Below are 278 nucleotides of genomic sequence, written 5' to 3'. Positions count from 1 at the left end.
ATCACGAGCGGAATCACGAACACCACCCCGCAGAACTTGCCGGCTGACACGGATTGGAGCCTGCTGGCACACCTGGGAGCGCCCCTGAACGATGGACGGATGGGGACGCCCGAGGAAGTCGCCGGGGTGGTCGCCATGCTGATCTCCGACGACGGCTCCTTCATCACTGGCACGGAGATCAGGATTGACGGCGGAGCACACACCTGAGCTTCGATGCCGCCGCTCTCGCCGGGTGGGCGGCTCAGAGGGCTGCTCACTCCGGTTCCGCTGCCCGCTCG

General features: G+C 66.5%; 1 protein-coding gene. It reads left to right on the top strand.

Features of this window, described 5'->3' with window-relative positions; all coding sequences use genetic code 11:
• Positions 1-207 (top strand): SDR family oxidoreductase (locus SB753_RS36780; RefSeq protein ID WP_410805052.1); only part of this gene is annotated, 207 nt, incomplete at its 5' end.
• Positions 208-278: the final 71 nt, after the last annotated feature.

Source organism: Paraburkholderia sp. SIMBA_053 (assembly GCF_046534895.1).
Lineage (GTDB): Bacteria > Pseudomonadota > Gammaproteobacteria > Burkholderiales > Burkholderiaceae > Paraburkholderia > Paraburkholderia caledonica.
Note: the sequence above shows the minus strand (reverse complement) of the source record. Positions and strands in the feature narration are given on the sequence as shown.